The sequence below is a fragment of the Pseudomonas sp. BN607 genome, assembly GCF_029871175.1.
Lineage (GTDB): Bacteria > Pseudomonadota > Gammaproteobacteria > Pseudomonadales > Pseudomonadaceae > Aquipseudomonas.
On the sequence record NZ_SSOE01000022.1, the window covers coordinates 56,642 to 77,339 of the forward strand.

The window sequence follows — 20,698 nt, forward strand, 5'->3', positions numbered from 1 at the left end:
GCTCCTAGCCGATGTTGGACAGCTTGAGCAGGTGGCGCAGGTCATCCAGCACATGCTTGCCATTGACCTTGTCGCCGTAGCGCAGTACCAGGTTGCCGTGCGGGTCGACAATCCATAGCTGCGGGCCAGCCTCGCCGACCTGCTTCAGGTAGCGCTGCGCATCCAGCGGGTAGCGTTGCAATTGCGGGTACTCGCGGCCGAGCAGGGCCTGATAATCGGTGCTCAGCGGCTGGGCGGTAGCCAGCGCATGGCTGGCACGGCTGGCATCGCGCCCCAGGCCGACCTGGATCTGCCGGGCCAGATAAACCAAGCGCTGGCAATCTTCGGCACAGGCCTGCGGCGCGCTGACCAGCAACTGCCAGCGCTCGTCCTGGCCAGCCACGCCAAGATCGGCACGGCTTTGCCCGTTGCCGATCATGGCGCCGTGGTAGCTGCGGCCTTCCGGCACCCAGAACTTGAGCTTGTACATGCTCGTGGCCAGGATCATTGGCCCAAGCACCACCAGCAGGATCAACAATAGCTGCAAACGCCCGCGGGCTCTGGGTTTGCTACGTTCAGGCACGTCCAGTGGAGTGGCGGTGGCCATGGCGTTTCTCCTTGTTGTGGTGCCAGCCGAAATAGAGGTAGAGCAGGACCAAAGCAGTAGCCAGGGCAAACCATTGCACGGCATAGCCCACGTGTTTTTCCGGGCCCATGGCCACGATCGGCCAGTCCAGGCGATAGGTAGCCGGGCCCGGTTCCAGGCGCAGTTCGTGGGCGAAACCTTCCCGATCCAGCTGCGGCCAAAGCTGAGCGGCGTCGACGGCGGTCAGCAGGTGGGGCCACTGACCGCCAACCGGGTCCGGGTGCAGCTGGAAGGTGCTACCGGGTGCGACGTACACCGAAGCGTCCAGTGCCAAGGCCTGGGCAGGCGTGTCGAAGTGCACAGGCACGCGGCGATCTGGCCAGGGTAGCCAACCGCGATTGACCAGCACCCACAAGCCGCTGGCCTGGTCATGGAAGGGTTGCAGCAGCTCGACGCCGGCCTGGCCATCGCGCATGCGGTTGTCCAGCAACAGGCTGTGTTCGGCGTCGAAGCGGCCGTACAGGTGCACGCGGCGGAAGGCGTTGTCCTGGTTGCTGGTCAGCTGGGCAATGGCTAATGGCGCTTCGATACGCCGCTCGGCATAGCTGGCCAGCAGCGCACGCTTTTCCTCTGCGCGACCCAGTTGCCAGCAGCCAAGCGCGATCAACCCCGGCAGCAGCGCAAGCACCACCAGAGTCGGCACCCAGCCTGGACGAAACGGCCTCATCGGCGCCTCGCTATACTTATCCACATCACCGCATCCCCCCGGAGAAGCGCCATGCTCAAGGCCGCGATTGTCCTGATGCTGTTGGCCACGATTGCCAGCCTGTTCAGTGGCCTGGTGTTCCTGGTCAAGGACGACGAAAACTCGACCCGCCTGCTGAAAGCGCTGACAGTGCGAGTGACCCTGGCGGCCCTGACCATCGGCCTGGTCGCCTGGGGTTTCATGAGTGGTCAGCTGGTTTCACATGCTCCCTTCTGAATCTGCATGGGCCTTAAAGCACATACACAAAGATGAACAACCCCACCCACACCACATCGACGAAATGCCAGTACCAACTGGCCGCCTCGAAGCCGAAATGTTTCTCTGGGTTGAAGTGCCCCCGCATGATCCGCACGAACATCACGATCAGGATGATGGTGCCCAAGGTCACGTGCGCACCGTGGAAGCCGGTGAGCATGAAGAACGTCGCCCCGTAAATGCCCGAACCCAGCGTCAGCCCCAGCTTGGTATAGGCTTCGTGATACTCGAAGGCTTGCAGCGCGATGAAGCTGATGCCCAACAGGATGGTCAGCGCCATCCAGAGTTTCAGCGGCCTACGGTGGTCACGGCGTAAGGCGTGATGGGCGAGGGTGATGGTCACGCTGGAGCTGACCAGCAGGATGGTGTTGATCAGCGGCAGGTGCCACGGGTCGATCACTTCCTTGGGCGGCGGGAACAGTTTCGGGTCTGGCGTATGCAGCAGCGGCCAGGTGAACTCGAAACTTGGCCACAGCATGTGCGCCACGCCCTTGGCACCTTCCCCCCCCAGCCATGGCCCTGCCAGCACACGCACGTAGAACAGCGCGCCGAAGAAGGCCAGGAAGAACATCACCTCGGAAAAGATGAACCAGCTCATGCCCCAGCGGAACGAGCGGTCCAGCTGCGGGCTGTACAGCCCTGCACGGCTCTCCTTGACCACCGCCCCGAACCAGCCGAACAACATGTAGGCCAGGAACAACGCACCAACAAAGAAGATCAGTGGCCCATGCGAGTCCGGGTGGCCGGCCTTCATGTCGTTGAACCAGGTGCCCAGGCCAAACACCGTGATGAACATGCCGAGGGTGGCGATGATCGGCCATTTGCTCTGCGCCGGGACGTAATAGTGCTCATGACTTGCCATTGCTGTTCTCCTTCCCTTAACGGGCGCCCTGGACGTCCTGGGACGCGACATGCGCGACCGGCGGGTGGCGAGCGGTGATGTCGAACAAGGTGTAGGCCAGTGTCAGGTGCTTCACGCTGGCCGGCAGGTCGCGGTCAACGATGAATCGCACCGGCATCTCGATGCGTTCGCCGGGCTGCAGCACCTGCTGGGTAAAGCAGAAGCACTCGGTCTTGTGGAAGTACGCCGCGGCCTCGGCCGGGGTAATGCTGGGTATTGCCTGCGCACTCATCGGCCGGTCGGTCGGGTTGTGGGCAATGAAGATCATCTGGTTCACCGCCCCGGGGTTGACCTCCAGCTGGTCGGCAGTGGAGTAGAAGTCCCAGACCATGTCGCTGGCATTGGTCGACATGAACTGCACCCGCACAGCACGCGTCGGGTCACTGACCTGGCTACCTTCGTATTGGCCGCCGGTCTTGCCGTTGATACCGAACGCTTTGCACATCACGTCATAGATCGGCACCAGGGCGAAACCGAAGGCGAACATCACCACCGTCAGCATCAACAGGCGCGTTACCAGGCGCTTCAGCGAAAGGCCTTTCATGGCAGGGTTCCTATTTCACTTCCGGTGGAGTCTGGAAGGTGTGGTAGGGCGCCGGTGAAGGAATCGACCATTCCAGGCCCTCGGCGCCATCCCAGGGTTTGGCCGGTGCCGGCGCGCCACCACGGATGCACTTGATGACAATGAACAGGAAGAAGATCTGAGTGGCGCCAAACATGAACGCGCCGATCGACGACACCATGTTGAAATCGGCGAACTGCAGGTTGTAGTCGGGGATGCGCCGCGGCATGCCCGCCAGGCCAACGAAGTGCATGGGGAAGAAGGCCATGTTCATGCCAATGAACGACAGCCAGAAATGCAGCTTGCCGAGGGTTTCGTCGTACATGTGGCCGGTCCACTTGGGCAGCCAGTAGTAGGCCGAAGCGAAGATGCCGAAAATGGCCCCGGGCACCAGCACGTAGTGGAAATGCGCCACCACGAAGTAGGTGTCGTGGTACTGGAAGTCCGCCGGGGCAATCGCCAGCATCAACCCGCTGAAGCCGCCGATGGTGAACAGGATGACGAAGGCAATGGCAAACAGCATCGGCGTTTCGAAGGTGAGCGAACCTTCCCACATGGTGCTGACCCAGTTGAACACCTTCACCCCGGTGGGCACGGCAATCAGCATGGTGGCGTACATGAAGAACAGCTCGCCGACTACAGGGATGCCGACCACGAACATATGGTGAGCCCACACGATGAACGACAGGAAGGCGATGGCGCCGGTGGCGTACACCATCGAGGTGTAGCCGAACAGCGGCTTGCGCGAGAATGCCGGGATGATCGAGCTGACCGCGCCGAAAGCCGGCAGGATCATGATGTACACCTCGGGGTGGCCGAAGAACCAGAACACGTGCTGGAACAGCACCGGGTCACCGCCACCGGCCGCGCTGAAGAAACTGGTGCCGAAGTGAATATCCATCAGCATCATGGTCACCACGCCCGCCAGCACCGGCATCACAGCAATCAGCAGGAATGCCGTGATCAGCCAGGTCCAGACGAACAACGGCATCTTCATCAGGGTCATGCCAGGCGCACGCAGGTTGAGGATGGTGGCGATCACGTTGATCGCGCCCATGATCGAGCTGATGCCCATCAGGTGGATGGCGAAGATGAAGAAGGTGACGCTGGCAGGTGCATAGGTGGTGGACAGCGGGGCGTAGAAGGTCCAGCCGAAGTTCGGCCCGCCGCCCGGGCTGAAAAGGGTCGAGACCAGCAGCAGAAACGCCGCCGGCAGCAGCCAGAAGCTGAAGTTGTTCATCCGCGGCAGGGCCATATCGGGCGCCCCGATCATTAACGGGATCATCCAGTTGGCCAGGCCGACAAAGGCCGGCATCACCGCACCGAACACCATGATCAAACCATGCATGGTGGTCATCTGGTTGAAGAACGCCGGCTCCACGATCTGCAAGCCAGGCTGGAACAGCTCGGCCCGGATCACCATGGCGAACGAGCCACCCAGCAGGAACATGATGAAACTGAACCACAGGTACATCGTGCCGATGTCTTTATGGTTGGTGGTCAACACCCAGCGCATCAAGCCCTTGGCCGGGCCGTGTGCATGGTCGTGCCCGTGGGCGTGGTCGTCGATCACTGCACTCATGTCCTGTCTCCTGCAATCCGTTGATTGCCGCGAGTAACCCGGTTCACTTGGCTTCTGCCTGCTTCAGCGCCAGCACGTCCTTGGGCGTGACCATGTCGCCTTTGTTGTTGCCCCAGGCATTGCGCTCGTAGGTGACCACAGCAGCGATATCGACTTCCGACAGCTGCTTGCCAAAAGCGGCCATGGCCGTGCCGGGTTTGCCATGGAAGACAATGCCCAGATGGCCTTCCTTCGGCCCGGTGGCAATCTTCGAGCCCTTGAGCGCCGGGAACATTGGCGGCAGGCCCTGGCCCTCAGCCTGGTGACAGGCTACGCAGGTGGTGTGGTAGACCTTGTCGCCGCGCTCCACCAGCTCTTCCAGGGTCCATTCCTTGCTGGTCAGCTCCTTGAGCTTGGCGGCTTCAGCCTTGCGCTCGCCCAGCCAGGTGTCGTAGTCGGCCTTGGACTTGACCTCGACCACCACCGGCATAAAGCCGTGGTCCTTACCGCACAGCTCGGTGCACTGGCCGCGGTAGATGCCGGGTTTTTCGATACGGGTCCAGGCTTCGTTGACGAAACCGGGGATGGCGTCGCGCTTTACCGCGAAGGCCGGCACCCACCAGGAATGAATCACGTCGGCAGCAGTCACCAGGAAGCGCACCTTGGCGCCCACCGGCAGCACCAGCGGCTGGTCGACCTCAAGCAGGTAATGCTCGTCCTTGGGCGCTTGGTTGTGAATCTGCTCGGTGGGGGTGGCCAGGTTGCTGAAGAACTCCACGTCCTGGCCCAGGTACTTGTAATGCCACTTCCACTGGTAGCCGGTGACCTGGATGTCGATGTCCGACTCACTGGCGTCGTAGATGTCGATCAGGGTCTTGGTGGCCGGGATGGCCATGGCCACCAGGATCAGGAACGGGATCACGGTCCAGAGAATTTCCACCCAGGTGTGCTCGTGGAAGTGCGCGGCCTGTTGGCCGGTGGAGCGACGGTGTATGACCATCGACCAGAACATCGCGCCAAACACCACGATGCCGATGATCACGCAGATCCAGAAGATGATCATGTGCAGGTCGAAGACGGCGTTGGAGACTTCCGTCGCCCCCGGGTGCATGTTCACGGTCCAGGCAGCGTTGGCCTGACCAAAAACCGACCACAACAGGAGGCCCATCCAGACATGTGGATGTCGCATCATTGCGGGTTCCCCTTCTCGTTCTTGTTGTCCCGGAGGCGTGGCCTGCGGCAAGAGGGAACGGCGGTCAAGACTGCCTGGCTTCGACGACCGAGCCCCTGCTAAAAGCAGCTGGGCCTCATCAACGAATCACGTTCAACGGGAGTATAGACAGCGACCAATGGCACGCAATGAAGCCTGTGAAATGAACTTCATGAAAAGAGGAAATAGCCCGAAAACCGCGTGCTTGATAGGGTATGGCCAAATAATGGCAATCCGATATGCCTGATTGCGCACACGTTTGCGTGATTTATAACAAATACGTCTTAGGTATTCTGTATACCGAGCTAATTTAGTGTCTTCCGTTTGAAACGTAATGTCCCTGGAGTTGTCATGAACATCGCTGCTGTACGCGAGCAGGTAAGCCAAGCCCATCAACATGAAGGCCAGACCGGCCAATTGAAACAGCGTCTCGAGCTGCAACTGCCCCACCTGCATCCCTCGATCCAACTGCCTGAGCAGGACGCCCAGGGTACTTTGGCGCGCTTCGTCAGCGCCTACATCGACCAGGTTCCGGAACTGCTGGAGGCCGCCCACGAGGTCGCCCGCGAGGCCGGCATCGAATCGCAGATCACACCCGTGCTGAAAATTGCCGAGGCCTACTTCCTGCAGCCGCCCAGCGTGATGCAAGGACATGTGGGCCTGGACTGCCTGCTGGACGAGGCCTACCTGGCACACCGCCTGGTGGAAGAGGTGAACGACCTGTACATCCGCCATTTCCAGCAGCCGTTGATTCCGGTCGACACCACTGTCGCCAACCTGATCGCCCACCAGTTGATTGGCGAAAGCTTTGCCAACCAGCTGGATGAAGTGGTGCACCACTCGGTTGACGAAATGCTCAACGACGAGAGCTTTGCGGTTGAGTCGGTGGAGGTTTATCGGGAGAAACTGAGCAGCCCGGCCACCGGCGAGGCGTGGAAGCGCTGGCCTTGCCTGTCGCGCCAGCTAGGTGTCGAGCTAGGACAGCCAGCCTGATACTCCTGTCCCGGCCTCTTCGCGGGCTCGCCCGCTCCCACAGGTACCCCACATGTGGTTTTACTGTGGGAGCGGGCGAGCCCGCGAAGAGGCCGGATCAGGCACCAATGACTGCGCCCCTATGCCCCAACCCCCGCCGTGGTCCGCAAGCGCCCCTCGATCCGCCGCTTCAGGCGCCGCTGCTCTATCAGCAACCGTGACCCATTGGCAGAATTGCTGCGGCTCCAATCCTCGAGCAACTCAAGGCACGAGTGGTCGATATAGCTCAGGTTGCCCAGCGGCACATGCAGCGTGGTGCCCGCCGGTACGGTATCCAGCACCTGGGTCAGCGCCGGCACCTTCAGGAACGTCGCCGCGCCGCTGAGGCGCAACTCCATGTGCCCATCCTTGGCCAGGCTCACCAGGTTGATCTTCAGCCGCGCCGCCTTGAACGCCAGCTTCAGCAAGGTCAGGGCAAAGCCCAGCAGTACACCGGTCAGCAGGTCGGTGAAGATGATCGCCAGCGCAGTCGCCGCGTACGTGAACATCGGCATGCGCCCATAACGGCCCAGCCCGCGAAATGCCTTGAAGTCGACCAGTTTGACCCCGGTAAACACCAGCACCCCCGCCAGGCTCGCCACCGGGATCTGCTGCAGCACGCTGCTCAGCGCTACCACGAAGGCCAGCAACCACAAGCCATGGAAGATCGCCGACGCCCGGGTTTGCGCACCGGCCTGGACGTTGGCCGAGCTGCGCACGATCACCCCGGTCATCGGCAGGGCACCGAGCACCCCGCACAGCATATTGCCGATACCCTGGGCCGACAGCTCGCGGTCGAAGTCCGAACGCTGGCCGCTGTGCATGCGGTCCACTGCTGCGGCCGACAGCAAGGTTTCTGCGCTGGCAATGAACGCCAGGGCAAAGGCGGCGACCAGCAGGGTAGGGTCGGCCAGCTGCATCAGGTCCTCCGGACGAAGCCAGTCGATGGCCTCGGACAGGTCAGCCGGTACCTGCACACGGTTCACCGGCAAGGCCAGCCACATGCTGATAGCGGTCATGCTGGCCACGCCGAGTAAAGCACCCGGCACGAAACGCAGCCGCTGCGGCCGCAAGCGCTCCCAGCCCCACATGATGGCGATGGTCCCAAGCCCCAGCGCACCGGCCATCCAGCCCGAGCCCGTGCTCTCCTGTGGCAGGGCTGCCGACAAAGTTGCCGGGAATTCCAGCAGGTTCTGCAGGCCCGACGGTTGCGGCGCGGTGTCGAACATCACATGCACCTGCGAAAGCACGATCAGCACGCCAATCCCCGCGAGCATGCCGTAAACCACCGCCGGCGCGGTCACGCGGAACCAGCAGCCCAGGCGCAAGCGACCGGCCAGCAACTGCAACAGGCCGGCCAGCAGCAGAATTGGCCCGAGCATGGCCATGCCGTGCTGGCGTACCAGCTCGAACACCAGTACCGCCAGACCGGCAGCGGGGCCGCTGACCTGTAGCGGGGACCCGGCCAGGAAACCGACGACAATACCGCCGATAATCCCGGTAATCAGGCCTTTTGCCGGCGGCATACCAGAAGCGATCGCAATGCCCATGCACAACGGCAGGGCCACCAGGAAGACCACCACCGACGCCAGCAACTCACGCGGCAGGGCCGCTTTCAACTGTGTAATGTTCACCGTGTTTCTCCTTTCTCTAGTCGCACGGCCATTCCCCTGGCCGTGGGCACGTTTGCCCCTGACAGGCGCGCAGGCGCGGGCCGCCAGCGAGCACGCCGGCAGGGCAGTCAGGGAATTCAAGGCAGCCGAAGGCCGCGCCACACCCCTACAGGGTGCAGCCGGCTATCAAGGTTCTAGCGGCGGACGGGTCGCTTAGTAGCGGCCTCTCGGAGTGGCGCAGGGAACTGGTTCACCAGCGGCCAAGGGCATGAAGCTGTCGCTGGCAGCGTCGTAGGCTTCGATCTTGCTGGTCTCGATGTCGTACACCCAACCATGAATGAACAGCTCACCAGCTGCCAGGCGCGAAGCCACCGAAGGATGGGTGCGCAAGTGATGCAGCTGGGCGATGACGTTCTCTTTGGTCAGCACTTGCATCGTCTCGTGCTCGCTGCCGCAGGAGCAATTGTTCTCGACCACGGTGCGAGCCACTTCAGCGTGGCGCAACCAGGCGCCAACGGTAGGCATCTTGGTCAGCGACTGCGGGTTGAGTACGGCACGCATGGCGCCACAGTCAGAGTGACCACAGATGATGATGTGGTGCACTTTAAGCGCCATTACGGCGTATTCGATGGCGCTGGAAACGCCGCCGTTCATCTGGCCGTAAGGCGGTACCACGTTACCCACGTTACGGGTCACGAACAGGTCGCCTGGCGAGCTCTGAGTGATCAGCTCGGGCACGATGCGCGAATCGGCGCAGGTGATGAACATGGCGCGAGGCGTTTGCGCGGTGGCGAGTTTCTTGAACAGCTCTTGCTGATCGGGGAACACATCATGGTGAAAGCGCAGGAAGCCGTCGACGATGTGCTTAAAAGCAGCATCGGCGCTTTCCGCGGGGACCTGCGGTACGACCTTGGATGGGTCCTTGACGGGCATGATTCATCCTCTTGACGGTGTGTAGGTAAATCCATTTTACCGGTGAAAGATTCTGGCTATGCAGGGTATTAGATGACTCGCACGGACCATAGATCACAGTCGGTGTGGACTGGTTTCCTACGCTAGCGGGGAAAACTTAACTGAAACTTAATTCGAGGGCTCTAGAACGGGCGTTCCAGATGAAAAAGGCGGGAACTCGATAATAGCAAAAAAACATCAGTTGCCAATATGTATTAGCGCAATTATCAACTTGGATGAGTGGGATTCGGGGCTGGCAATACGCCCACTGCAGGAGCGCAGCCCTGTGGTATTTCAGAACAACGCCATCTGCCCACCCGGCCGGCAGAATGCGGAGCAATCCAGCGCCTGCGCATCCCGCCCCTGGAACTCAAGGCGTTTCATGGCCTTGGCGAAGCGCTGGGCCAGTAATTCGGCAAACACCCCTTCACCGCGCATGCGCGCGCCGAAGCGGCTGTCATACAGCTCGCCACCACGGCTCTGGCGAATCAGGCTCAGGACATGCGTTGCCCGCTGCGGGTAATGGTCCTGCAACCACTGCTCAAACAACGGCGCCACCTCCAGCGGCAGCCGCAGCATCATGTAGGCCGCACTTTGCGCACCGGCCTCCTTGGCAGCCTCCAGCAGGCGTTCCAATTCACTGTCGTTGATCATCGGAATCATCGGCGAGCACAGCACCCCCACAGGCACGCCCGCGTCACGCAGTACCCGGATGGCACGCAGCCGCGCACCGGGTGAGGCCGCCCGGGGTTCGAGCACGCGCTTAAGGTCGTCGTCCAGCGTGGTCAGGCTGATCATCACCCTTGCCAGGCGCTGGCGGGCCATCTCGGCGAGCAGGTCGAGGTCGCGCAATACCAGCGAGCCCTTGGTGACGATGGTCACCGGATGGCGAAAACGCAGCAGCACCTCAAGCAGGCGACGCGTCAGCATCTGATCCCGCTCAATGGGCTGGTATGGATCGGTATTGGAGCCCAGGTTGATCGGCGCACACACATAGCCCGGTTTGCTCAATTGCTGCGCCAGAACCTCGGCAGCGTTGGTCTTGGCAATGAGCTTGGTCTCGAAATCCAGCCCAGGGGACAGATCCCAGTACGCGTGGGAGGGGCGGGCATAGCAATAAATACAGCCGTGTTCGCAACCGCGGTAAGGGTTGATGGATCGATCGAAGGGCAGATCAGGTGAGGTGTTGCGGCTGATCACGGACTTCGCCGTCTCGATCCTCACCTCGGTCCCTTGGCTTTGCGGCACTTCTTGATACCAGCCGTCATCCTCTGCTACCGAGTGGTTCGGCGCGAAGCGGTTGTGGGGGTTATGTGCCGTACCACGGCCCTTTTGCGGTGCAGGAGGAATCATGGTCAACTCCAATACTGTATTTACATACAGTATATCGTCAACCGTGATTCCACCAGCGCCTCTGGTCCGACAGACGTGGGCCTACTCAGGCTTCTTCAGCTTCGGATTAGGGAAGAATTGCACCGTCTGAACCTTGGCCGGGGCGGCTTTCGGTTGCAGATGGTTGACCCGGGTGCCGAGCTCCTTCGGCACCGACAAGCCCTGCTCGTTGAGGGTGTCGGTAAAGCCGCAGGCCACGCACTCGCGGTGCGGTACATCGTCTTCGTTCCACATCATCAACTTGTCGGGCTCGCTGCATGCCGGGCACACGGCCCCGGCAATGAAGCGTTTCTTGGTTTTGTTCACAGCTACCTCACTCATGCCGCCACGGCCTCGGTCAGGCCACTGTGGCGCAGCAATGCATCGATGGATGGCTCACGGCCACGGAAGTCGACGAACAGCTCCATCGGCTCGCGCGAGCCGCCGCGGGCCAGAATTGCCTCACGGAAGGCCCGGCCTGTCTCGGCATTCAGTACGCCTTCTTCCTCGAAGCGCGAGAAGGCGTCAGCCGACAGCACTTCGGCCCATTTGTAGCTGTAGTAGCCGGCCGCGTAACCGCCCGCAAAGATGTGCGCAAAGCTGTTCGGGAAGCGGTTATACGCGGGAGGGCGCATGACCGACACCTCATCGCGCACGCCTTCAAGCACCTGCAGCACGCTGCGGCCATCGCCATGGCTGGCATGCAGCTCGAAGTCGAACAGCGAGAACTCCAGCTGGCGCACCATCATCATGCCCGACTGGAAGTTCTTCGCCGCCAGCATCTTGTCCAGCAGGTCCTGGGGCAGGGCCGCACCGGTTTCATAATGGCCGGAGATCAGCGCAAGGCCTTCAGGCTCCCAGCACCAGTTTTCCATGAACTGGCTTGGCAGCTCGACCGCATCCCACGCCACGCCATTGATGCCGGACACACCGGCATGCTCGATGCGGGTCAGCATGTGATGCAGACCATGGCCAAATTCGTGGAACAGGGTGGTGACCTCATCGTGGGTCAGCAACGCTGGTTTGCCAGGTGCGGCGGGGGTGAAGTTGCACACCAGATTGGCCACTGGGCTCTGCAGCTGGCCGGCGGCCGTGCGGCGACGGTCGCGGGCGCCGTCCATCCAGGCACCGCCGCGCTTGTTGGCGCGGGCATACAGGTCGAAGAAGAAGCGGCCGACATGCTGGCCGTTCTCCTTGATTTCGAACAGGCGCACGTCCGGGTGCCAGCTGTCGAAGCCCTTGAGCTCGGCGATTTCAATGCCGTACAGACGCTGCACGATGCTGAACAGGCCGCCCAGCACCTTGTCGATCGGGAAGTAGGCACGCAGGGCTTCCTGCGACACGCTGTAGCGCTGCTCACGCAGTTTCTCGCCATAGTAGCCGGCGTCCCAGCTGGCCAACTCAGGGCAGCCCTGCTCGGCAGCATAGGCCTTGAGCTGCTGCAGGTCCTGGGCGGCGAACGGCTTGGAGCGCTTGGCCAAGTCACGCAGGAAGCTCAGCACTTGGTCGCTGGACTCAGCCATCTTGGTCGCCAGGCTCAGCTCTGCATAGTTCTGGTAACCCAGCAGCTCGGCCAGCTCCTGGCGCAGGTCGAGGATGTCCTGCATCACCGGGCCGTTGTCGTTCTGGCCGGCGTTCGGGCCCTGGTCCGAGGCGCGGGTGCAATAGGCCGCGTACACCTCTTCGCGCAGGGCGCGGTCGCTGGCGTAGGTCATGACTGCGTAATAGCTGGGGAACTCCAGGGTGATGAGCCAGCCATCAAGGCCCTTGGCCTGGGCGGCGGCGGCCATCTGCGCCTTGGCCGAGTCGGTCAGGCCGGCCAGTGCAGCTTCATCGGTAACGTGCTTGGTCCAGGCCTGAGTGGCGTCGAGCAGCTGGTTGGAGAAGCGGCTGCCCAGCTCGCTGAGCTTGCTCTGCACTTCGGCGTAGCGCTGCTGCTTATCCGCCGGCAGGTCGATACCCGACAAGCGGAAGTCACGCAGGGCGTGCTCGAGAATAGTCTTTTGCGCCACGTCGAAGCTGGCAGCCTCAGGGCTGTTGATCAACGCCTGGTAGGATTCGAACAACGCACGGTTCTGGCCCAGTTCGGTAGAGTAGGCGCTCAGGGCCGGCAGGCAAGACTCGTAAGCCTCGCGCAGCTCGGCGCAGTTGCACACCGCATTGAGGTGGCTGACCGGGCTCCAGGCGGCGCCGAGGCGGTCGTTCAGTTCGTCCATGGCCAGCACCAGGCCGGCCCAGGTAGGGTTGTTGCCCTGCTTTTCGAGGATCTCGGCAATGGCTTTACGGTTGTCGGCCAGGATCGCTTCGATCGCCGGCAACACGTGTTCGGCACGGATTTGCGAGAAGGGCGGCAGATCGTAGGACTGCAGAAGTGGGTTGTTCGCACTCACGGTTCGGATACCTTGGCAGAAGAAACACTGCCCCATCTTAATTACAATCGACGCCGACCGCAGCAGGCAGCCTGCCTATCGGCACAGATGAGAGACGCTATCATGGCCATTCGCAGCTTCCAGCAACACACTCCAAAAGTGGGGCCCAAGGCGTTCGTCGACCGTTCGGCGGTGGTATTGGGCGACGTGGAGATCGGCGAAGACAGCTCGATCTGGCCACTGACCGTGATACGCGGCGACATGCACCGCATCCGTATCGGCGCGCGCACCAGCGTGCAGGATGGCAGCGTGCTGCACATCACCCACGCTGGCCCGTTCAACCCCGACGGCTTCCCCTTGATCATCGGCGACGAAGTGACCATCGGTCACAAGGTGATGCTGCATGGCTGCACCCTGGGCAATCGCATCCTGGTGGGTATGGGCAGCACTATCATGGACGGCGCCATCGTCGAGGACGAAGTGGTCATCGGTGCCGGAAGCCTGGTGCCGCCCGGCAAACGCCTGGTCAGTGGCTACCTGTACATGGGCAGCCCGGTAAAACAGGCCCGGTTGCTGAACGACAACGAGCGTGCGTTCTTCGCCTACAGCGCCGGCAATTATGTGAAGCTCAAGGACCAGCACCTGGCCGAAGGCTACGATCAACCTGAATGACCGTATTCGCGGGCTCGCCCGCTCCCACAGGTTGAGTGGAGCCTTCAAGGCATGCGCTGTACCAGTGGGGGCGAGCAGGTCCGCGAAGATGGCCACGCAGCACTCAAGTGGAACCCTGTACATGCACCAGCAAAACATCCTTTTCGACCTCGACGGTACCCTGACCGACCCACGCCTGGGCATCACCCGCTCGATCCAGTACGCCCTGGCCAAGCTGGGCATCGACGAACCGGACCTGGCCCGCCTCGAACACTTCATCGGCCCACCCCTGCTGCAGGCTTTCATGCAGTTCTACAGCTTCGACGAAGCCAAGGCCTGGGATGCGGTGAACTTCTACCGGGAGCGTTTCCGCGTCACCGGCCTATACGAAAACCTGGTGTTCCAAGGTGTGCCGGAGTTGCTCGAAGCCCTGAACGGGCAGGGCCGGACGCTGTACATCGCTACCTCCAAGCCGTGGGAGTTCGCCCGCGAAATCGCCCGGCATTTCGCCTTCGACCACCACTTCAAGGTGATCTACGGCAGCGAACTGGACGGCACGCGCACCAACAAGGTCGAGCTGATTCGCCATTTGCTGGATGAAGAACGGCTGGACCCGGCGCAAACCCTGATGATCGGGGACCGCAAGCATGACCTGATCGGCGCGCACAGCAATGGTTTGCAGGCCGTAGCGGTGGGGTATGGGTTTGGTACCAGCGAAGAGTTGATGGCGGAAGAACCCGCTTTCCACTTCGCCACGGTAGCCGATTTGCATCAGGCTTTTAGCAAGGCGTGAGGGCCAGCAGGGCTGCTTTGCAGCCGGCCCCCCCACATCGATCGGCGTACGCAGGGCCTTTGTAGGGGCCTTGTGTCGCGATGGGCCGCAAAGCGGCCCCTTACCTCACTGGCTAACCATCAGACGCTGCAGCGCCGCTTTTCTTTCTTCAGTAGACAACCGCCCCAACTGCTCGACCCGCTTGTAAAACCGAGCCCAATCCCCACCCGCGTCACGAAACAGCGCCGCAAACGCCGGCACCCACTGGTCATACAGCCCGAACGGCAACAGCTTGGCGTTATTCATCGGCCCATACATCCAGGCGTCATAGCGCTTGTCACCGCCCCACTGGCCATCACGCACCTGCCGGTATTCACCCCTCAAACGCTCAAACTCGGCCTGTTTGGCCTGGCGTTTGTGTGCATCATCCAATGGCCCTGCATAAAGCGCCTGCAATCGCTCACGGCTGCCCAGCACCAGGCGGATAAACTGGTCGCGCTGCTTTCCCTGATCCCCGCCAACCGCCGCAAGGCCACGTGCCGCTCGCCATTGCCGCGTGCCTTCCTGCTCGACAAACGAGGCAAATGACTCATTGAACTCGGTGTCGTCCTGCACATAGAAGCGCTGATGGGCCAGCTCATGGAAGATCAAGGTCGCCAGGCGCTCGTCACCCCAGCCCACCATCGAAGACAGGATCGGGTCATCGAACCAGCCCAAAGTCGAATAGGCTTCCACCCCGCCGACGTACACATCCAGCCCGCCCTGGCGCATCAGTGCCGCCGCCCCACGCGCTGCCCCTTGCTGATAGTAGCCACGGTAAGCCACGCATCCGGCAATCGGGAAGCAGTGCGTCACCGGCTGCAACGACAGCTCGGGCGTGGCGAACACGTTCCACACCACGTAGGGGCGGCCCAGGTCGGCATAGACCCGGTAGCTGCGGTTGTCGGGCAGTTTCAATTGCTGGCTGGCAAAAACCCGCGCCTGTTCAGCCCGTTGCAGGTGGGCGCGCAACGCTGGCGGGGTAGCCGGGTCAGCGACTACCTGTTCCACCGGTTGCCGCGCCTGCAACAACTGCCACTGCCCCTGCGCCAGCTGCCCGTAGTAGGCGGCGCTGCTGCAACCGCTCAGCAGAAGCGCAGCCGCCAGCGGAACCAAATGGGTGAAAACGCGGTCGAGTGCCCCAGGGCCTGAGCGCTGCATAAGAAAAAGTCGAAGCATCCGGGACTGTCTGACTCGCTCAAGGCTGACTTCGCTCCAAGACTATCTCGCCAAGGGGGAGTTTCGCCATGCGTGCATTGTGGGTCGCCGGTTCACTGATGCTGATATCTGCCTGTTCGACATTGCCAGATCCCGACCCTAACCAGGCCTGGATCGACCTCACCCCCTACGACAACACTTCGCTTGATGCGGTGCAGGTGGATGAACGTGACTGGGCCGACAACCGGTATTTTGAAGTGCAACCCGGTAGCCATGAGCTGACCGTGCGCTACCAGTTCCCGGTTACCCCCAGCAACATCGGCCCGGTCGAAGAGCCGCTGTGGCGCGATTGCCAGGTGAAACTGACCTTCAAGGACTTCAGCGCCGGGCAGCGCTACCAACTGCAGGCCGGCAGCATCGGCTTTCGTCCCTGGATCAAACTCTACGACCAGCAGCAGAAACTGCTTGGCCAAGGCCTGCCGGCGGGTTGCCAGCGCACCTGACACGCGCAAACGGCGCTATGCTTATAGCGTGTAAATCGCAAGTGGGAGCTTTGCCATGCGCCAGCCCATGATGCTGATCGCCCTCAGTGCACTGGGGGCTTGCGCCAGCCCCTTGCCGCCCGTCGACCCCAAGCAAGCCTGGGTCGACCTCTACACCATGACCCCTGGCCGGGTGATCATGGCCGACCGCCTGGATGGCAAGCGTCTGGATGACGGCCGCTATTTCCAGGTAACACCGGGCAAGCACGAACTGGTGGTGCGCTTCGATTACGAGATTTACTCGGGCGGCATCATGAGTGAGCCGCGGGACCGTACCTGCTACCTGACCGTGCGCTTTGACGACTTCAAGGCCGGTGAGCGTTATCGTCTGGAGGCACGGGCGCCGGTGATGGAGCCGCAGGTGCTGCTGTATGACGCAAGCCGCAAGGTGTTGGTGAATGAGCCTAGCGAGGTGTTCTGCATTCCGTGAACCTGGGGCCGCAAAGCGGCCCCAAGGTCCGGGACCCTACCGATCATTCTTCTGGTAAATGATTTTCTTGGTCCCACCATCGCAAGTCCCGACCACCATGTTCTGGTCCTTGACCTCGCTGTTGGGCACGATTTCGAGGGTGTAGGATGCTACCCCTTGGGCCTGGATCTTGGCCTCGATCTCGGCTTTTAGTTCCTCGCACGGCTTCACCGCCGCCAACGCGGACGTGGCGACCAGCGAAGCCATCACGGCGATTGCTACGCGAATCATGGAACGGCTCCTGAAAGGGCAGTTGTGCTGCCGACGCTGTTTAGACTACAGCAAACTGCCATCGTTGCGCCGCCTCAGCCCACCAACGCAGCATCCAGGCTGATCTTTGCATTCAGTACCTTGGACACCGGGCAGCCTTCCTTCGCTTTGTTGGCGATCTCCATGAATTGCGCCTCGGTGGCGCCAGGCACCTTGGCCCTGAGCACCAAGTGCACAGCGGTAATGGCAAAGCCATCTGCCTGCTTTTCGAGCGTCACTTCGGCTGCCGTGTCGATTCTGTCAGGAGTGAGCCCTGCCTCGCCTAGCATCATGGACAGTGCCATCGAAAAGCACCCCGCATGCGCCGCCCCGATCAACTCTTCCGGGTTCGTTCCTGGCGTGCCCTCGAAACGGGTATTGAAGCCATAAGGGTTCTGCTTGAGTGCGCCGCTTTCAGTCGAAAGCAAGCCCTTGCCTTCTTTCAAACCACCTTGCCATATTGCCGATGCTGTCTTTTTCATGATGCCTCCTTGTCGCTGGTTACGTGCTTATGGGTTCAGAGGTCAGTCGCCTACGGCAAGTTCAGAGCAATCACACGGCAACCATTGAATCCGTCGAATACGCCCATACAGAGTCTTAAAGGCCTCTGGCCAATCACTCTTGCGGAGGCCCCATGACGCAGCTGCGTGACTTGAAGATTTCCACCCTCGATTTGGTGCCCGTTCGCGCCGACGCCGGCCCGGCACAGTCGCTGCGCAACTCGCTGGACCTGGCGCAGCACGTCGAGCGCTTTGGCTACAACCGCTTCTGGGTGGCCGAACACCACAACATGGACGGCATCGCCAGCTCTGCCACTTCGGTGCTGATCGGCTACCTGGCCGGGGGCACCTCGACTATTCGCGTGGGTTCTGGTGGTGTCATGCTGCCCAACCATGCGCCGCTGGTAATTGCCGAGCAGTTCGGCACCCTGGCCAGCCTGTACCCTGGGCGTATCGACCTGGGCCTGGGCCGTGCCCCAGGTTCCGACCAGATGACCGCCTATGCCCTGCGCCGCGATCGCGCGGGCGGCCCTGACGACTTCCCGGACGATGTCGAGGAGTTGTCACGCTATCTCGGCCCGCGGACTGATGATCAAAAAGTGATCGCCGTGCCTGGGCACGACACCGAAGTGCCGATGTGGCTGCTGGGCTCCAGCCTGTTCAGCGCCCAGCTGGCCGGCATGCGCGGCATGCCTTATGCCTTCGCTTCGCACTTTGCGCCACGCTACATGCACGAGGCGATCCGCGTGTACCGCAATCACTTCAAGCCTTCCACCACGCTGGACAAACCCTATGTGATGCTGGGCATTCCCATGGTTGTGGCAGAGACAGATGAGAAGGCCGAGTACCTGGCGACCTCGGTGTACCAGCGCATTCTCGCGCTGATTCGCGGGCAAAGCCTGATGCAGAAGCCGCCGGTGGAGAGCATGGATGGCTTGTGGCTACCCCACGAGCGCGATGCGGTGAGCAGTTTCCTGGGCTTGGCGATGATCGGCAGCCCGCAGAAGGTGCGGGCCAAGGTGGAGGTGCTGCTGGAGCAGACCGGGGCGGATGAGCTGATCTTTACCTGCGACCTGTACGAGCATGCCGACCGGATCCGGTCCTATGAATTGTTGGCGCAGGCCCTGAAAACCGAGTGAGCTTGCGGCTTGCCCACTCCCACAGGAACTGCACGGACGCTTGAATCTGTGGCGAACCTGTGGGAGCGGGCAAACCCGTGAACACGCCAGCACTCAACCGCGGCGATACACAATTTCCTTGGTACCCGCCTCGCAGCTACCAATCACCTTGCCTGCCGGTTCGCCTTTGTCGACGATCTCAAGCTTGTAGCCGGTGACCCCCTTGGCATCCAGCTTGGCGGCAATTTCCGCCTTCAGCTCCTCACACGGCTTGCCCGCTGCCAGCGCACTGCCAGCCAAGGTCATCAGGCCCAGCGCCAGAATCAGTTTGGTCATCACTCGCATTCCTTGTGCAGATGAAATCAGAAAGGGCGCCCGCCTAGACGCCCTTTTCCTAAATACCCCATCCCGCCAGGCTGTTCCAGCCTGGCGATGTATCAGCTATTGGCGATACGGAAGCCAACCTTCAGCGTTACCTGGAAATGTGCAGCCTTGTTATCGCGAATATGGCCACGGGTATCGACCACTTCAAACCACTCCAGGTGCTTGATGCTCTTGCCGGCTTCGGCCAGGGCATTGTTGATCGCCTCTTCGATGCTGGTTGGGGAAGACCCCACCAGTTCGATCTTCTTGTAGGTGTGATGATCGGTCATGAGCACTCTCCTTGGGTGACAATGGAATTGAGCCTAGCAGCGCAGGCCTGGTTTACCTGCGAGCTGTCACCGTCAGCGAAAGTTCGATCGCACTTTCCCGCAGCCGAAGGGTCGCAATCCTTACAGCCCATACTGCAAAGGAGAGTCAACATGCACCGCAACTCGCTGCGTAAAACGTCCCTGGAAAGCATGGAAGCAGAGATCGAAAGCCTGCTGAAAAGCCTGGAGAACCTGAAGCACGATGCCTCCGAAGAAACCCAGAAGTCAGTCAAGGCCATGCGCAGCAATGCTGAGAGTGCCCTGCGCCATTCGCGCAGCCTGCTGAGCGATGCGTATGAAGAAGTGAAACAGCGCACCCGCCAGACCGGTATCGCCACCCGCGACTACGCCCAGGAACATCCCTATACCACCGCAGGTGTAGCCATTGGGGCGCTGGGTCTGCTCGCGGCGTACCTGCTGACCAAGCGCAACTAAGCGCCCTGCCGCACCAACTCCGCCCGTAACCATTGCGCCAGCTGCTCGGCGCGCCCGTCTGCGGCGCGTCGGGGCACCCATAGCGCCAGCGCCGCTGGGGTAGGGGAGAAGCCCCACGGCGCACTCAGGCGACCCGCCCGCAGGTCATCGGCGACCAGCGGCTGTGGCGCGATCGCCACGCCCAAACCCGCCACTGCGGCTTCCAGCAGGTAGTAAAGGTGCTCAAAGGCCTGACCATAATGGATGGCCGTTGGCTCAAGCCCCTGCTGCTCCGCCCAGGTAGGCCAGGCTTGCGGCCGCGATGTGGTGTGAAGCAGGGCTTCCCCCATCAGCGCTCGGGCAGGTGCCCCCTGCAAACGTTCGAAACCTGAGAAATGCGGGCTCAAGACCGGCCCTATTCGTTCTTCAGCCAGTACATGTACCTGCATGTCCGCCGGCCACGGCGGTTCGGCATACACCAGCAGCGCGTCCAGCCCCGGCCGCCGCGGGTCGAGATCACCTTCACCGGCTGAAAGATGCAGACGCAACTCGGGTAAATCCGCCTGGAGCCGTCCAAGCCGCGGGATGAACCAGCGCGCCAGCAGGCTTCCCGAGCAGCCCAGTACAAATGGCGCTTCACTGACATCCCGGCTCAGTTCGGCACACACGCTGCGCAGGCGGTCGAAGGCTTCGCCACTGGCATCACGCAGGCGCACGCCGGCATCTGTGAGTTTGATGCCACGCCCGTCCTTTTCGAAAAGGGCCACCCCAAGGTGTTCTTCCAGCACCTTGATCTGCCGACTCACGGCGCCATGAGTGACATGCAGCGCCTCGGCCGCCTGACTGACGCTGTTGAGCCGGGCGGTTGCCTCAAAGGCGCGGAGGGCATTCAGGGGAGGGAGGTCGTGGGCCATGGTACCTGTGAGTTTTTCTGACAAGTTTGCGCAATCTTATCGGTT

At 61.6% G+C, this 20,698-nt stretch carries 25 protein-coding genes; 8 read left to right on the plus strand and 17 right to left on the minus strand.

The window, feature by feature from the left end; translation table 11 throughout:
• Window positions 1–4: 4 nt before the first annotated feature.
• Entirely contained in the window at window positions 5–586 is a 582-nt protein-coding gene (locus E8E68_RS03210; RefSeq protein ID WP_266033710.1) for a hypothetical protein, read from the minus strand.
• A complete protein-coding gene (locus E8E68_RS03215) occupies window positions 555–1,292 on the minus strand; it encodes an SURF1 family protein (RefSeq protein ID WP_266033707.1) in 738 nt (245 codons plus the stop codon). Before E8E68_RS03215 ends, E8E68_RS03210 begins: the two co-directional genes overlap by 32 nt.
• A 51-nt stretch (window positions 1,293–1,343) precedes the next feature.
• Here E8E68_RS03215 and E8E68_RS03220 point away from each other — a divergent pair, with 51 nt between their 5' ends.
• Window positions 1,344–1,547, plus strand: a complete 204-nt coding sequence (locus E8E68_RS03220) for a twin transmembrane helix small protein (RefSeq protein ID WP_266033704.1) — start codon at window positions 1,344–1,346, stop codon at window positions 1,545–1,547.
• Window positions 1,548–1,560: 13 nt separating this feature from the next.
• On the opposite strand, the gene E8E68_RS03225 is transcribed toward E8E68_RS03220, so the two are convergent.
• Genes E8E68_RS03225 through coxB form a run of 4 tightly spaced genes read right to left on the minus strand, consistent with a single transcriptional unit; the run spans window position 1,561 to window position 5,802 of the window.
• Complete coding sequence (locus tag E8E68_RS03225; RefSeq protein ID WP_280339685.1) at window positions 1,561–2,448, minus strand: cytochrome c oxidase subunit 3; 888 nt, start codon at window positions 2,446–2,448, stop codon at window positions 1,561–1,563.
• 16 nt (window positions 2,449–2,464) lie between these two features.
• A complete protein-coding gene (locus tag E8E68_RS03230) occupies window positions 2,465–3,031 on the minus strand; it encodes a cytochrome c oxidase assembly protein (protein WP_280339687.1) in 567 nt (188 codons plus the stop codon).
• 10 nt (window positions 3,032–3,041) lie between these two features.
• On the minus strand, window positions 3,042–4,631 hold the full coding sequence (gene ctaD, locus E8E68_RS03235; RefSeq protein ID WP_003253037.1) for a cytochrome c oxidase subunit I: 1,590 nt from the start codon (window positions 4,629–4,631) through the stop codon (window positions 3,042–3,044).
• Window positions 4,632–4,674: 43 nt separating this feature from the next.
• Window positions 4,675–5,802, minus strand: coding sequence for a cytochrome c oxidase subunit II (gene coxB, locus E8E68_RS03240; protein WP_266033694.1), 1,128 nt, complete (start codon window positions 5,800–5,802; stop codon window positions 4,675–4,677).
• A gap of 369 nt (window positions 5,803–6,171) precedes the next feature.
• Between coxB and E8E68_RS03245 the strand changes: the two genes are divergently transcribed.
• The gene (locus E8E68_RS03245; protein WP_280339690.1) at window positions 6,172–6,813 is read left to right on the plus strand and encodes a hypothetical protein; all 642 of its coding nucleotides are present in this window, start codon (window positions 6,172–6,174) and stop codon (window positions 6,811–6,813) included.
• A gap of 119 nt (window positions 6,814–6,932) precedes the next feature.
• Here E8E68_RS03245 and E8E68_RS03250 read toward each other — a convergent pair whose 3' ends face one another.
• The 5 genes from E8E68_RS03250 to prlC form a co-directional block, all read right to left on the minus strand.
• Window positions 6,933–8,465 carry a SulP family inorganic anion transporter gene (locus E8E68_RS03250; protein ID WP_266032065.1) on the minus strand — a complete coding sequence of 511 codons (1,533 nt, stop codon included), beginning with the start codon at window positions 8,463–8,465 and terminating at the stop codon, window positions 6,933–6,935.
• A gap of 192 nt (window positions 8,466–8,657) precedes the next feature.
• Window positions 8,658–9,377: a carbonic anhydrase gene (locus tag E8E68_RS03255; protein WP_110743538.1), complete on the minus strand. Its 720-nt coding sequence runs from the start codon at window positions 9,375–9,377 to the stop codon at window positions 8,658–8,660.
• A gap of 312 nt (window positions 9,378–9,689) precedes the next feature.
• Complete coding sequence (locus tag E8E68_RS03260; protein WP_266032066.1) at window positions 9,690–10,748, minus strand: PA0069 family radical SAM protein; 1,059 nt, start codon at window positions 10,746–10,748, stop codon at window positions 9,690–9,692.
• Window positions 10,749–10,829: 81 nt separating this feature from the next.
• Complete coding sequence (locus tag E8E68_RS03265) at window positions 10,830–11,108, minus strand: YheV family putative zinc ribbon protein (RefSeq protein WP_110743536.1); 279 nt, start codon at window positions 11,106–11,108, stop codon at window positions 10,830–10,832.
• On the minus strand, window positions 11,105–13,156 hold the full coding sequence (gene prlC, locus E8E68_RS03270; protein WP_280339695.1) for an oligopeptidase A: 2,052 nt from the start codon (window positions 13,154–13,156) through the stop codon (window positions 11,105–11,107). Before prlC ends, E8E68_RS03265 begins: the two co-directional genes overlap by 4 nt.
• A 102-nt stretch (window positions 13,157–13,258) precedes the next feature.
• Here prlC and E8E68_RS03275 point away from each other — a divergent pair, with 102 nt between their 5' ends.
• Both E8E68_RS03275 and E8E68_RS03280 read left to right on the plus strand, forming a co-directional pair.
• Complete coding sequence (locus E8E68_RS03275) at window positions 13,259–13,807, plus strand: gamma carbonic anhydrase family protein (RefSeq protein WP_266032068.1); 549 nt, start codon at window positions 13,259–13,261, stop codon at window positions 13,805–13,807.
• 121 nt (window positions 13,808–13,928) lie between these two features.
• Window positions 13,929–14,579, plus strand: a complete 651-nt coding sequence (locus E8E68_RS03280; RefSeq protein WP_280339698.1) for an HAD family hydrolase — start codon at window positions 13,929–13,931, stop codon at window positions 14,577–14,579.
• Between the two features lie 105 nt (window positions 14,580–14,684).
• Here the strand turns inward: E8E68_RS03280 and E8E68_RS03285 are convergent, their stop codons facing one another.
• Window positions 14,685–15,758, minus strand: coding sequence for an aminopeptidase (locus E8E68_RS03285; RefSeq protein WP_266032070.1), 1,074 nt, complete (start codon window positions 15,756–15,758; stop codon window positions 14,685–14,687).
• Window positions 15,759–15,844: 86 nt separating this feature from the next.
• Here E8E68_RS03285 and E8E68_RS03290 point away from each other — a divergent pair, with 86 nt between their 5' ends.
• Both E8E68_RS03290 and E8E68_RS03295 read left to right on the plus strand, forming a co-directional pair.
• Window positions 15,845–16,258 (plus strand): hypothetical protein, encoded by a 414-nt coding sequence (locus tag E8E68_RS03290; protein WP_110743531.1) that lies wholly within the window; start codon window positions 15,845–15,847, stop codon window positions 16,256–16,258.
• Between the two features lie 55 nt (window positions 16,259–16,313).
• On the plus strand, window positions 16,314–16,727 hold the full coding sequence (locus E8E68_RS03295) for a hypothetical protein (protein WP_110743530.1): 414 nt from the start codon (window positions 16,314–16,316) through the stop codon (window positions 16,725–16,727).
• Between the two features lie 36 nt (window positions 16,728–16,763).
• On the opposite strand, the gene E8E68_RS03300 is transcribed toward E8E68_RS03295, so the two are convergent.
• Complete coding sequence (locus E8E68_RS03300; RefSeq protein ID WP_266032071.1) at window positions 16,764–16,997, minus strand: DUF1161 domain-containing protein; 234 nt, start codon at window positions 16,995–16,997, stop codon at window positions 16,764–16,766.
• A gap of 74 nt (window positions 16,998–17,071) precedes the next feature.
• Complete coding sequence (locus E8E68_RS03305) at window positions 17,072–17,497, minus strand: OsmC family protein (protein WP_110743528.1); 426 nt, start codon at window positions 17,495–17,497, stop codon at window positions 17,072–17,074.
• Between the two features lie 152 nt (window positions 17,498–17,649).
• Between E8E68_RS03305 and E8E68_RS03310 the strand changes: the two genes are divergently transcribed.
• Window positions 17,650–18,654 (plus strand): LLM class flavin-dependent oxidoreductase, encoded by a 1,005-nt coding sequence (locus E8E68_RS03310; RefSeq protein WP_280339702.1) that lies wholly within the window; start codon window positions 17,650–17,652, stop codon window positions 18,652–18,654.
• A 93-nt stretch (window positions 18,655–18,747) separates the two neighbouring features.
• Here E8E68_RS03310 and E8E68_RS03315 read toward each other — a convergent pair whose 3' ends face one another.
• Window positions 18,748–18,969 carry a DUF1161 domain-containing protein gene (locus E8E68_RS03315; RefSeq protein WP_110743526.1) on the minus strand — a complete coding sequence of 74 codons (222 nt, stop codon included), beginning with the start codon at window positions 18,967–18,969 and terminating at the stop codon, window positions 18,748–18,750.
• A 101-nt stretch (window positions 18,970–19,070) separates the two neighbouring features.
• The gene (locus E8E68_RS03320; protein ID WP_003253076.1) at window positions 19,071–19,286 is read right to left on the minus strand and encodes a dodecin; all 216 of its coding nucleotides are present in this window, start codon (window positions 19,284–19,286) and stop codon (window positions 19,071–19,073) included.
• Window positions 19,287–19,436: 150 nt separating this feature from the next.
• Between E8E68_RS03320 and E8E68_RS03325 the strand changes: the two genes are divergently transcribed.
• Entirely contained in the window at window positions 19,437–19,760 is a 324-nt protein-coding gene (locus E8E68_RS03325) for a DUF883 family protein (protein ID WP_110743525.1), read from the plus strand.
• On the opposite strand, the gene E8E68_RS03330 is transcribed toward E8E68_RS03325, so the two are convergent.
• Window positions 19,757–20,653, minus strand: a complete 897-nt coding sequence (locus tag E8E68_RS03330) for a LysR family transcriptional regulator (protein WP_266032073.1) — start codon at window positions 20,651–20,653, stop codon at window positions 19,757–19,759. The genes E8E68_RS03325 and E8E68_RS03330 overlap by 4 nt on opposite strands.
• Window positions 20,654–20,698 lie beyond the last annotated feature (45 nt).